The organism is Micromonospora sp. KC723 (assembly GCF_004348595.1).
In the GTDB taxonomy this organism is placed as follows: Bacteria; Actinomycetota; Actinomycetes; order Mycobacteriales; family Micromonosporaceae; genus Micromonospora.
Map to the genome: position 1 here is coordinate 1 of NZ_SMKD01000149.1, position 12,425 is coordinate 12,425.

A 12,425-nucleotide genomic window follows, 5' to 3' on the forward strand; every position below is an offset into this window, starting at 1 on the left:
GGTCGGGCAGGGCCAGCTCGGCGGCGAGCCGATCGGGCTCGATCAGCGGCACCTCGGTTCCGGACATGGCGTCCAGTGAACACCATCGCGGCGGTCACCTGGCGATTCGACGTCCATGGTTGTCGGGCGGCCGGGGTAGCATCGTGGGCCGGAGGGCCGCTGACGTGAAGCACGATCTGGACACGACCGATTCTTCGGTCAACACCACCATCACCGTAAGGAGGTCGTGACGCTGTGAAATCCCACGACCTGGTGGACACGACCGAGATGTACCTTCGCACCATCCTCGAACTGGAGGAGGAGGGTGTGCCCCCGCTGCGCGCGCGGATCGCCGAGCGGCTGCGGCAGAGCGGGCCCACCGTCAGCCAGACCGTCGCCCGGATGGAGCGTGACGGCCTGCTCACCGTCGAGGGCGACCGCCACCTCACGCTGACCCCGTTGGGGCGCAGCACCGCCGTGTCCGTGATGCGCAAGCACCGCCTCGCCGAGCTGCTGCTGGTCAACGTGATCGGGATGCCCTACGAGGAGGCCCACGAGGAGGCCTGCCGGTGGGAGCACGTGATGAGCGACGCGGTGGAGAAGCGGGTGTACGACCTGCTCAACCGGCCGACCCGCTCGCCCTACGGCAACCCGATCCCGGGTCTGGAGGAGCTCGGCTCGGAGCCGAGCACCGACACCGTCGAGGCCGAACGCAACCTGGCCTTCCCCGGCCTCACCGGCCCGGTGGTGGTCCGGCGGATCTGCGAGAGCGTGCAGACCGACGCGGACGTGCTGCGCCAACTGCACGCCGCCGGGGTCGACCCGGGCGCCACCGTCACCGTGGCACAGGAACGCGACGGAGTGTTCATCGACCGCTCCGGCGAGCGGATCCGCCTGCCCCGCGAGGTCGCGTCCCGGGTCTTCGTCGCCGCGCACTGAGCCACGTCGGGCGGCCCACCGGCGGCCGGCGTCACAGCGAACGGGTGTCGATCGTCCGGGCCAGTTCGACCAGCCTGCCGGTCAGCTCCTCGGCCTCGGCTCGGGCGGTGTCCTTCTCGCAGGTCCAGTGCAGGGTGGCCAGTCGGCCCTCGACGGCCAGCCAGCCCACCTCGGCCACCGGGCCGTTCGCCACCGTACGGCGGTAGGCCACCTGCCCGAGCTTCGGCACCTTCACCGCCCCCTTCGGCAGCACGTCGGCGTTGAAGGTCGGCACGTCGATCGACGTGTCCGTCACGGTCAGGGTCAGCTCCGGCAGGGCGGCGCCGCCGGCGCGGACCACGCAGGTACGGGTGTCGGCCCGGTCGCTGGCCGCCGCCACGTCGAACCGGGTGCCGGTGTGCTCCTCGACGACGGCGAAGTCGAGCAGACGGCAGGCGCCCCCGGAGGACGCCGCGGCCACCTCGATCGTCAGCGGCTCCACCGGAGGCACCGGCACCGCCGTCGGCGCGTCCGCGCACCCGGTGACGGTCAGCAGGACGGCCGAGACGGCAAGACAGAGCCGGGTACGCACGGGGAGACCTCCGCGATCGACGGCGGGCGGGGGCGCCCGCCGGAACGTCCGACGGACACCGTACGGGCATCCCCCGGCGGTGCGGAAGTCCCTCTTCCGGGCTCCCGCGTCCGATGATCAGCCCGGCTGGGACGACGGCAGGTCGCGCATCGTGCGCAGGGGCGAGCCGACCACGAACAGGGCGGCGCTCCACGTGCCCAGCGCGGTCACCACCAGCGCCGGGCGCATCCCCCACCCGGCGCCGAGCGCGCCGCCGGGGAGCGCGCCGAGCGGCACCGCCTCGAAGCAGACCCGGAGGAAAGCGGCGGTCACCCGGCCGAGAGTTCCGGTGGGGTGACCCGCTGCCGATACGACACCGGGGCCACGGTGAACAACCCCGCGTTGGTGGAGTACGCGGCCAGCCCGGCGGCGTACAGCGGCAGCCCCCAGCCCGGCCGGGAGCAGGTAGGGCGGCCCCGGGACAGCCATCGCCACCCAGACCACCCGGGCCGAGCCGGGCGGCGATCCGGTCGGCCAGCGCCCCGGCGAGCAGGCCGCCGACCGCCCCGACGGAGACGACCACGCCCACCACGGCCGGGGCGGCGTGCAACTCCCCGGCCCGACCTAGGGCGGGCCACCGCGACCGGCACCCGGTTCTTCCGTCAGTCGTCGACGTACGGACAGTGCCGGCAGCCGCGCCCGCAGCAGGTGCCCCGACGGGCCAGGAAACCGGCGCTGAGCACGAACAGCCCGCTGGCCGGGTCGAGGTAACCGGCCTCCCCGGCGGCGAGCGCGGCGGCGTGCGCCGCGAGGATCCGTTCCCGGTCGGGACGCTCCGGCGACAGCCGCGACGGGTGCGGCTCGGTCAACGGCCGGTCCGCCAGGGGTCGTCGTTCACCACCCACCGCACCGAGTCTACGGACCCACCCCGATTTCCCGCTCCTGGAGTTGATCGAAGACGGCGCGCGGCCCGGGTGCGTACACCACCCGGGCCGCACGTGGCCGAACGTCAGCTGCAGCCGCTGGTGGAGCCGCAGCCCTCGCAGACGTAGCAGCTGCCGGCCGGGCGCATCTTCGTGCCGCAGGTGAAGCAGAGCGGAGCGTCGGCGGCCTTGCCGATCACGGCCTCCAGCAGCTCGGTGGAGGAACCCACCGCCGGCGCCGGCTTGACGGCGGCGACGTCGGCGACCTCCTGGGCCGGCTGGGCGACCGGGCCGGTCTTCGGCTCCGGCGCCTCGACCGGGGCGGAGGAGGCCATCGCGGTGAGGTCCGCGCCGCTCTCCGCCTCCGCCTCGGCCCGCAGCTGGGCGGCCCGCTCCTTGGCGGTGAAGATGCCCAGTTCGGCGCGGCGCTCGTACGGCAGGAAGTCCAGTGCCAGGCGACGGAAGATGTAGTCCATCACCGAGGCTGCCATCCGCACGTCCGGGTCGTCGGTCATACCGGCCGGCTCGAAGCGCATGTTGGTGAACTTGCTGACGTACGTCTCCAGCGGAACGCCGTACTGGAGACCGATGGAGATGGCCACCGAGAAGGCGTCCATCACGCCGGCCAGGGTCGAGCCCTGCTTCGACATCTTGAGGAAGACCTCGCCGAGGCCGTCGTCGGGGTACGACGATGCGGTGAGGTAGCCTTCCGCGCCGCCGACGGAGAAGCTGACCGTCTGCGAGGGGCGCTTCTTCGGCAGCCGCTTGCGCACCGGGCGGTACTCGACAACCCTCTCCACCACCGGCTCGACGGCGGCGGTCTCGGTGGGCGCCGGCGTGGTGGCCTTGTTCGGCTTGGCCGCCGAGAGCGGCTGGCCGACCTTGCAGTTGTCGCGGTAGATCGCCAGCGCCTTCAGGCCGAGCTTCCACCCCTCGAAGTAGATCTTCTCGACGTCCTCGACGGTGGCCGCCTCCGGCATGTTGACCGTCTTGCTGATGGCGCCGGAGATGAACGGCTGGACCGCCGCCATCATCCGTACGTGGCCCATCGGCGCGATGGACCGCTCGCCCATCGCGCAGTCGAAGACCGGGTAGTGCTCCGGCTTCAGGCCGGGGGCGTCCACCACGTGGCCGTGGTCGGCGATGTGCTCGACGATCGCCTCGACCTGCTCCTCGGGGTAACCGAGGCTGCGCAGGGCACGCGGCACCGTCTGGTTGACGATCTGCATCGAGCCGCCGCCGACCAGCTTCTTGAACTTGACCAGCGCCAGGTCCGGCTCCACGCCGGTGGTGTCGCAGTCCATCATCAGGCCGATGGTGCCGGTGGGGGCGAGCACGCTGGCCTGCGAGTTGCGCCAGCCGAACTTGTCACCGATCTTGTTGCCCTCGGTCCACTGCTTGGTGGCCTCCCGCTGGATGGCGGTGGCGACCGTGCCGGCCGGCTTGACGGCGTCGTTGGCGGCGGCGTGCTTGCGCATGACCCGCTTGTGCGGCTCGGCGTTGCGGGCGTAGCCCTCGTACGCGCCGACGATGCCGGCCAGCTCCGCCGAGCGGCGGTACGCGGTACCGGTCATCAGCGAGGTGATCGCCGCGGCGACCGAGCGGCCCTGCTCCGAGTCGTACGGCAGGCCGGAGGCCATCAGCAACGCGCCGAGGTTGGCGTACCCGATGCCGAGCTGCCGGTAGGCGCGGGTGGTCTCGCCGATCTTCTCGGTCGGGAAGTCGGCGAAGCAGATGGAGATGTCCATCGCGGTGATGACAAGCTCGACGCTCCTGACGAACTTCTCCACCTCGAAGCCGCCGTCGGCGCGGAGGAACTTCATCAGGTTCAGCGAGGCCAGGTTGCACGAGGAGTTGTCCAGGTGCAGGTACTCCGAGCACGGGTTCGACGCGGTGATCCGGCCGGTCTCCGGGCAGGTGTGCCAGTCGTTGATGGTGTCGTCGTACTGCAGGCCGGGGTCGGCGCACTCCCAGGCGGCCTGGGCGATGGTACGGAACAGCTTCTTCGCGTCGATCGTCTCGATGGTCTGCCCGTCGAGCCGGCCGCGCAGGTCGAAGCCGCCACCGTTCTCCACCGCGGTCATGAACTCGTCGGAGACCCGGACCGAGTTGTTGGCGTTCTGGTACTGCACGCTGACGATGTCGGCGCCGCCCAGGTCCATGTCGAAGCCGGCGTCCCGCAGCGCGCGGATCTTGTCCTCCTCGCGCGCCTTGGTGACCACGAACTCCTCGATGTCCGGGTGGTCCACGTCGAGGATGACCATCTTGGCGGCGCGGCGGGTGGCGCCGCCGGACTTGATGGTCCCGGCGGAGGCGTCCGCGCCGCGCATGAAGCTGACCGGGCCGGAGGCCGTGCCACCGGAGGAGAGCAGCTCCCGGGAGGAGCGGATCCGGGACAGGTTGACCCCGGAGCCGGAGCCGCCCTTGAAGATCAGCCCCTCCTCCTTGTACCAGTCGAGGATGGAGTCCATCGAGTCGTCGACGGCCAGGATGAAGCAGGCGCTGACCTGCTGCGGCGACGGCGTGCCGACGTTGAACCAGACCGGGGAGTTGAAGCTGAACACCTGGTGCAGCAGCATCCAGGTCAGCTCGTGGGCGAAGACCTCGGCGTCGGCCGGGGTGGCGAAGTAGTGGAACTCCTCACCGGCCTTGCGGTAGGTGCCGACCACCCGGTCGATCAGCTGCTTGAGCGACCACTCCCGCTCCGGGGTTCCCACCGCGCCCCGGAAGTACTTGGTGGTCACGATGTTGGCCGCGTTGACGCTCCAGGACTCGGGAAACTCCACCCCGCGCTGCTCGAAGTTGATCGAGCCGTCCCGCCAGTTCGTCATCACGACGTCGCGACGTTCCCACGTCACCTCGTCGTACGGGTGCACGCCCTCGGTCGTCCAGACCCGCTGCACCCTCAGCCCCGTCAGCGCGCCGTTCTTCGCCCGCGACCGGCTCGTTGTCACGCCGTCCCCCGCCATATCATCCGCCCCCTCGTCTGCGCGGTCACCCACCGCGCGTCGTCCACTGTCAGAAACTCCGAAACTCAACTGGTACGACCGGCCGCGCCGGCCTCGCGGGCCCGCGCGGCGGCCCGCAACGTCTCGATCTCGCGCTCGAAGTCGGCGAGCGAGTCGAAGGACCGGTAGACGCTGGCGAACCGCAGGTAGGCCACCTCGTCCAGGTCCCGCAGCGGGCCCAGGATCGCCAGTCCCACCTCGTGGCTCGGGATCTCGGCGGCCCCCTTGGCCCGTACGGTCTCCTCGACCTTCTGCGCGAGCAGCGCGATCGAGTCCTCGTCGACGGGCCGGCCCTGGCACGCCTTGCGCACCCCGCCGATGATCTTCGTCCGGCTGAACGGCTCGGTCACACCGCTGCGCTTGACCACCGCGAGCACGGCCTCCTCGACCGTGGTGAACCGCTTGCCGCACTCCGGGCAGGACCGACGGCGACGGATCAGCTGACCGTCGTCGGCCTCCCGGGAGTCGACCACCCGGGAGTCGGCGTGCCGGCAGTACGGACACCGCATCGCCTGACCTCCTTGATCGACTCTGGACCCGGCCGCCCGCCTCCGGGCACGCGCCGACCCGGCGGGGCCTCTGGTGGGGGCCGCCGCCGTTGACGACGGTACGGGAGTGCGGTCGGTAGTCGGACCCAACCTGTAGGCGACTTACGCCCATGTGACTACTACATCTAGGGGTCGACCGTATGCCGCCGACCGGACGTGGTCAAGTTGACGGCGTGTCCGGCGCGTCACCTCCGCCACCACCGCCGACAGGCCCAACGCGGCGGCCCGCCGGAGGTTACCGCCGGCCGGCGAGAGGACGCGGCAACGGGCCGGGCCGATCCCACGATCACCCACCGATCGAACATCCGTTCGATTCCGCGTACCATTTACCAGAACAGGCGTTCGAGATTCGAGGAATTCCGCCCCGACACGCCGAAACAGGTCGTACAGATGTTTGAAAATGGCCGATCTCACCTATACGGTCATGAACGCCGGGCTCGACGCGCGACGTCGGGCCGACGACAACCCGCACGCACCACGAGCCGCCAAGGCACCCAGCGCCGACCAGGGAGGACGGACGTGACCGAGGACCGGGCCAGCCGGCACAAGAACCCGCAGCCGATCGCCGAGGCGGGTCCGCCGGCCACGCGGCGCCCCCGCGCCGCCCGCAGCCGGGCCGCCCAGCCGGCGGTCCGTCCGGTCACCCCGGTGGTGAGCGGCTTCCCCGACCCGGCCGCCGGCGACCTCACCACACGGCAACGCCGGATCCTGGAGTTCATCCGCAGCTGGGTGGATCGCCAGGGCTATCCGCCGAGCGTCCGCGAGATCGGCGAGGCGGTCGGTCTGGTCTCCCCGTCGAGCGTCGCCTACCAGCTCAAGGAGCTGGAGAAGAAGGGCTTCCTGCGCCGTGACCCCAACCGGCCGCGTGCGGTGGACGTACGGACCCCCGGTGACGTCGACGACGAGCTCAGCCGCTCCCAACGCCCCGCGCCGGCGTACGTGCCGATGCTCGGCCGGATCGCCGCCGGTGGGCCGATCCTGGCCGAGCAGGCGGTCGAGGACATCTTCCCCCTCCCCCGCGAACTGGTCGGCGAGGGCGAGGTCTTCATGCTCCAGGTCAAGGGTGACTCGATGCTCGACGCGGCGATCTGCGACGGCGACTGGGTGGTCGTCCGTCAGCAGCCGACCGCCGACTCCGGTGAGATCGTCGCGGCGATGCTCGACGGTGAGGCGACGGTCAAGACCTACCGGCGACGCGACGGCCACGTCTGGCTGATGCCGCAGAACCCGGCGTTCGACCCCATCCCGGGCGACGACGCCACGATCATGGGTCGGGTCGTCGCGGTACTCCGCCGGATCTGATCCCACCCGGCAGGGGGCCGCTGCACGGGGACGTCACCCCCGTCGCCGTCTCCCGAGTCAGTACCGCTCGCCCCGATGTTCCCGGCCGGGCGGCTGACCGTACCGGCCGTCGAGTGGCTCGTCCTGCCCGGCGTCGCGACGCGGGCCGGTACGTGGCTCCCGCGGCCCCGGCTCGCGGCGTGGGGGTTGGGCCCGGCCGCCGTAGACCCCGCCACCGGCCGGCGCACCACCACGCGGACCGGCCGGCCCTCCCGCCGGAGGCACACCACCACGCGGCGCACCGGCACGCGGCACTCCACCGGGCGGACCGGCGGGCGCGCCACCACGCGGCACACCTGCCGGCGGACCGGCGGGCCCTCCCGCCGGAGGCACACCACCACGCGGCGCACCGGCACGCCGCACTCCACCCGGCGGACCGGCGGGCGCACCACCACGCGGCACACCTGCCGGCGGACCGGCCGGCGCGCCACCACGCCGCGTGCCGCCCTCAGGGTGAGGCCCCCCGGGTGCCCCGCCGTAGACGGCACCGCCCGCCGGACGACCGCCGCTGTAGGCGCCGCCCCCGGGACGGCCCCCGACGGCGGGCGGTCGGGCGGCGGGCGCTCCGGTCTCCGCCGGACGGGCCGAAGCCGCGTCGGCCGGGCGGGCAGCGCCGCCGTAGACCGCGCCACCCTTGACCGGACGGGCGGCAGCCCCGGCCGCTGCGGCACCGTACACGCCGCCGCCCGCGGGCGCACCGCCGTAGACACCGCCGGACGCGGCCCGGCCGCCCCCCTCGGCCCGAGGGCTCCGGTCGATCGCCGCCGACGACAGCGGATCGTCGCGCTTCGCACCGCCGTCCCGCTCCGCCCCGTCGTCAGCCGGCGCGGGCCGCCGCCGCGACCGCAGGATGCCGAAGATCCCCGCGCCGACCAGCAGGACGCCGAGCACGCCCGCCACACCCCCGAACAGGTAGGTCATCTGGTCCAGGGTGAGCGAATCGAACCAGGACTTCTCCGCCGCCGACTCCTTCGTGTCCGCCGGGCCGGTCAGCGCCTCCGCGCCCGTGGTCGACGGCGTGTACGCCAGAATGTCGATCGGGTCGTCGGCGGCCAGTTCGCCGGCGTCGGAGACGGTGAGGAAGGTCTTGCCGTCCGGGCTGTAGGAGATCGCCTCGCCGAACGGGTCGGCCAGGGCGGTCACCTTCGGTTTGCCGGTGGTCAGCGCGCCGACGATGTCGCCGCCGGTCACGTCGTACTCGAAGGCGTCGGCGTAGGTGCGCAGCACCACCTTCGTGCCGTCGGGCGAGCGGGCCGCCCCGGTGATCGCCACCCGGCCGAAGATGTTCAGCGGGTTGTCGGTGTTGGTCTGCGGCAGCGCGATCTCGCCGACCTTCTTCATCGGCGCCGGTGCCGTGTCGCCGGACTTCAGCGGGCCGGTCGGGGTGTAGATCTCCGCCTTGCCGCTGGGCACCTTGGTGATCACCAGGGGCAGGTTGTCGGCCCCGACGAGCAGCGCCTCGGCGTCGTGCGGCTTCTGCTCCGGGTACGACAGCCGGTGCAGCACCGGTTGCTTGCCGCCGCCGATCGGCATCGTCCAGACCGCGATCCGGCTGCGTCGCTCCTTGCCCGGGTTGTCGCCGATGTCGCCGATCCACAGCGTCCTGCCGTCCGGCGAGACGGCGAGATCCTCGGTGTCGAACGGGCCGGCGCCGGAGTAGCGGACGGGTTCCTTGGCGATCTTGCACTTGGTGTCCAGGTAGAAGACCCGCTTGCGGTTCTCCTCCAGCGAGCCGTCGTTGATCACGATGTAGCCGGTCCTGGTGGCCACCAGCCCGGAGAGCTCGTCCAGCCGGGGATCCTCGACGGTGCACCGCTTCTTGGGGGCGGGGGCGGAGGCGGCCGGTGCCGCGGCGGCGACCGGGCACCACGTCACGGTTGCCCCCAGCAGGCCGAGGGCAACCGTGACCGAGGAAACAGCGCGGCGCATTCCGCCAGTGTCGCATGCCGTCGCGGACCGGCGGGTGACGCCGGGGAGCGCTATCGCGCCCCGGCGCCCGCGTGCTCCTGCGCCACCTGGAACGGGGCCAGTTCGGCGGCGAGCGCCGCACCGACCCGGACGTGCAGCAGCGTGCCCTCGGGCAGGTGGGCCGTGCTGAGCACCTCGCCCTGCCGGTGCACCCGGGCCACCAGGTCGCCCCGGTCGTACGGCAGCACCGCGCGGACCTCCACCGCCGGGCGGGGCAGCCGCCCCTCGACGGCCTCGCGCAGCCCGTCGATCCCGCGCCCGCTGTGCGCGGAGACGAAGACCGCCTCCGGCCAGAGTCGCTTGAGCCGCAGCAGCGTCTCCTCGTCGGTGGCGTCGGTCTTGTTGACCACCAGCAACTCCGGCAGCCGGTCGGCGCCCACCTCGGAGAGCACCTCGCGGACCGCGCGGACCTGCTCCTCCGGATCCGGGTGGGTGCCGTCGACGACGTGCACCACCAGGTCGGCCTCGGCCACCTCCTCCAGGGTCGAGCGGAACGCCTCGACGATCTGGTGGGGCAGGTGCCGGACGAACCCGACCGTGTCGGAGAGCGTGTAGAGCCGGCCGTCGGCGGTGGTGGCCTTGCGGGTGGTCGGGTCCAGGGTGGCGAAGAGCGCGTCCTCCACCAGCACACCCGCCCCGGTCAGCCGGTTGAGCAGGCTGGACTTACCGGCGTTGGTGTAGCCGGCGATGGCCACCGCCGGTACCGCGTTGCGGGAACGGCGGGCGCGCTTGGTCTGGCGTACCGTCCTCATGCCCTTGATCTCCCGGCGCAGCCGGGAGATGCGGGTACGGATCCGGCGCCGGTCGGTCTCCAGCTTGGTCTCACCGGGGCCGCGCAGGCCCACGCCGCCGCCGGCGCCGCCGCCACGACCGGAACCACCGGTCTGCCGGGACAGCGTCTCACCCCAACCGCGCAGGCGCGGGAGCAGGTACTCGAGCTGGGCCAGCTCGACCTGCGCCTTACCTTCCTTGCTCTTGGCGTGCTGGGCGAAGATGTCCAGGATCAGCGCCGTCCGGTCGACCACCTTGACCTTGGTGCGCTGCTCCAGGTTCCGCAGTTGGGACGGGGACAGCTCACCGTCGCAGATCACCGTGTCGGCGCCGGTGGACAGCACCACCGCGCCCAGGTCGTCGACCTTGCCCCGGCCGATGTAGGTGGCCGGGTCGGGGCGGTTGCGCCGCTGGATCAGCCCTTCGAGCACCTGGGAGCCGGCCGTCTCGGCCAGCGCCGCCAGCTCGGTGAGGGAGTTCTCGGCGTCGCCCTGGGTACCCTCGGTCCAGACCCCGACCAGCACGACCCGTTCCAGCCGCAGCTGGCGGTACTCGACCTCGGTGATGTCGGTGAGCTCGGTGGAGAGGCCGGGGACCCGCCGCAGCGCCTGCCGCTCCGACAGCTCGAACTCGCCGGTGGTGGCGTCGAGCTCGTCGTCCTCGTAGGGAACGTAGGTCTCCTGCTCTCGCAAACTGGTCTCCTGTCCGTTTGGTGACGTAGGAAGCAATCCTGACATGTGCGAACGCCGGACGCACCCGCTATATGCCCCGGGTGTTATGGCGCTACCCACTGGTAGCGGGGGCGAGTGTCGGCCCAGGTGGGCGGGCGGGTAGAAAGGCGAGTCGAGCCGCTCAGCGATGACGGAGGTTTCCCGTGGCCATCACCCGACTGCCGAGTGCCGGATTCTCGATCACGATGCGAATCGCGGTACCCGCGGACGCCTCCTCCATCGGCCGGCTGACCACCGCCGTCGGTGAGGCTGGCGCGATCGTCACGGCGCTCGACGTGGTCGACTCCGACCCGACCAGCGTGATCGTCGACCTGACCTGCGACACCGCCGACGCCAGCCACGCCGACCAGGTGGTCGACGCGCTGAGCGCGCTCGACGGCGTGGACGTCCGCAAGGTCTCCGACCGGACCTTCCTGCTGCATCTCGGCGGCAAGATCGAGGTCAGCCCGAAGGTGTCCCTGCGCACCCGCGACGAGCTGTCCCGGGCGTACACCCCGGGGGTGGCGCGGGTCTGCATGGCGATCGCGGAGAACCCGGCGGACGCCCGGCGGCTGACCATCAAGCGCAACACCGTCGCGGTGGTCAGCGACGGTTCGGCGGTGCTCGGCCTGGGCAACCTCGGGCCGGCCGCCTCGCTGCCGGTGATGGAGGGCAAGGCGGCGCTGTTCAAGCGCTTCGGCGGCGTCGACGCCTGGCCGGTGGTGCTCGACACCCAGGACACCGACGAGATCGTGGCGATCGTCAAGGCGATCGCGCCCGCCTACGGCGGGATCAACCTGGAGGACATCGCCGCGCCACGCTGCTTCGAGATCGAGGCCCGGCTGCGCGAGGCGCTGGACATCCCGGTCTTCCACGACGACCAGCACGGCACCGCGATCTGCGTGCTGGCCGCGCTGACCAACGCGCTGCGTGTGGTGGGCAAGCGGCTGGAGGACGTCCGGGTGGTCGTCTCCGGGGCCGGCGCGGCCGGCACCGCGATCATGAAGCTGCTGCTGCGCCAGGGCGTCGGCGACATCGTCGCGTGCGACCGGCAGGGCGCCCTGCACCGTGGCCTGACCGGGCTCAACCCGGCCTGGCAGTGGTTGGCGGAGAACACCAACAAGGACGACTACTCCGGTGACCTGCCGGGGGCGCTGCGCGGCGCGGACGTCTTCATCGGGGTGAGCGCGCCGAACCTGCTCACCGGCGACGACATCGCCGCGATGGCGAAGGACGCGATCGTGTTCGCGCTGGCCAACCCCGACCCTGAGGTCGATCCCCGGGAGGCCCGCAAGCACGCCGCGATCGTCGCCACCGGCCGCTCCGACCAGCCGAACCAGATCAACAACGTGCTCGCGTTCCCGGGCGTGTTCCGCGGCATGCTCGACGCGCACGCCGAGGAGTTCACCGAGGAGATGGCGATCGCCGCCGCCCGTGCCATCGCGGACGTGGTCGGCGAGGACAAGATCAACCCCACGGTCATCGTGCCGAGCGTCTTCGACTCCCGCGTCGCCCCCGCCGTGGCGGCGGCGGTGCGGGCCGCCGCCCAGAACCCGGCGGCGACGCCGGCTCCGGCCGCCGACTCGGGCCCGGCCGACCTGCCGGAACTCGCCGCGAACGCCAGCGCCACCCCCTGACCACCGGCCCCGCCACCCAGCGGGTTGATCACGAAGTTGACGGCACCGAAC

The 12,425-nt window shown here is 72.1% G+C and carries 11 protein-coding genes; 4 read left to right on the forward strand and 7 right to left on the reverse strand.

Features of this window, described 5'->3' with window-relative positions; translation table 11 throughout:
• Both E1165_RS29590 and E1165_RS24325 read left to right on the forward strand, forming a co-directional pair.
• Positions 1-230, forward strand: a 230-nt coding sequence (locus E1165_RS29590) for a hypothetical protein (protein WP_207917027.1), incomplete at its 5' end; no start/stop codon positions are given.
• A gap of 4 nt (positions 231-234) precedes the next feature.
• Positions 235-918 (forward strand): metal-dependent transcriptional regulator, encoded by a 684-nt coding sequence (locus E1165_RS24325; protein WP_132394070.1) that lies wholly within the window; start codon positions 235-237, stop codon positions 916-918.
• A 31-nt stretch (positions 919-949) separates the two neighbouring features.
• On the opposite strand, the gene E1165_RS24330 is transcribed toward E1165_RS24325, so the two are convergent.
• From E1165_RS24330 to nrdR, 5 genes are all read right to left on the reverse strand, one after another.
• Positions 950-1,489, reverse strand: a complete 540-nt coding sequence (locus E1165_RS24330) for a hypothetical protein (RefSeq protein WP_132394071.1) — start codon at positions 1,487-1,489, stop codon at positions 950-952.
• A 117-nt stretch (positions 1,490-1,606) separates the two neighbouring features.
• Positions 1,607-1,801, reverse strand: a complete 195-nt coding sequence (locus E1165_RS24335) for a hypothetical protein (RefSeq protein ID WP_132394072.1) — start codon at positions 1,799-1,801, stop codon at positions 1,607-1,609.
• Between the two features lie 329 nt (positions 1,802-2,130).
• The gene (locus E1165_RS24340) at positions 2,131-2,373 is read right to left on the reverse strand and encodes a DUF5522 domain-containing protein (protein ID WP_132394073.1); all 243 of its coding nucleotides are present in this window, start codon (positions 2,371-2,373) and stop codon (positions 2,131-2,133) included.
• A 104-nt stretch (positions 2,374-2,477) separates the two neighbouring features.
• Positions 2,478-5,360: a vitamin B12-dependent ribonucleotide reductase gene (locus E1165_RS24345; RefSeq protein WP_132394079.1), complete on the reverse strand. Its 2,883-nt coding sequence runs from the start codon at positions 5,358-5,360 to the stop codon at positions 2,478-2,480.
• A gap of 65 nt (positions 5,361-5,425) precedes the next feature.
• A complete protein-coding gene (gene nrdR, locus E1165_RS24350; protein ID WP_132394074.1) occupies positions 5,426-5,908 on the reverse strand; it encodes a transcriptional regulator NrdR in 483 nt (160 codons plus the stop codon).
• Positions 5,909-6,466: 558 nt separating this feature from the next.
• Between nrdR and lexA the strand changes: the two genes are divergently transcribed.
• Positions 6,467-7,249 (forward strand): transcriptional repressor LexA, encoded by a 783-nt coding sequence (lexA, locus tag E1165_RS24355; RefSeq protein ID WP_132394075.1) that lies wholly within the window; start codon positions 6,467-6,469, stop codon positions 7,247-7,249.
• A 57-nt stretch (positions 7,250-7,306) separates the two neighbouring features.
• Here the strand turns inward: lexA and E1165_RS24360 are convergent, their stop codons facing one another.
• Positions 7,307-9,217 (reverse strand): hypothetical protein, encoded by a 1,911-nt coding sequence (locus tag E1165_RS24360; RefSeq protein WP_132394076.1) that lies wholly within the window; start codon positions 9,215-9,217, stop codon positions 7,307-7,309.
• 50 nt (positions 9,218-9,267) lie between these two features.
• Positions 9,268-10,719 carry a GTPase HflX gene (gene hflX, locus E1165_RS24365; RefSeq protein ID WP_132394077.1) on the reverse strand — a complete coding sequence of 484 codons (1,452 nt, stop codon included), beginning with the start codon at positions 10,717-10,719 and terminating at the stop codon, positions 9,268-9,270.
• 182 nt (positions 10,720-10,901) lie between these two features.
• Between hflX and E1165_RS24370 the strand changes: the two genes are divergently transcribed.
• Complete coding sequence (locus E1165_RS24370) at positions 10,902-12,374, forward strand: NAD-dependent malic enzyme (protein WP_132394078.1); 1,473 nt, start codon at positions 10,902-10,904, stop codon at positions 12,372-12,374.
• Positions 12,375-12,425 lie beyond the last annotated feature (51 nt).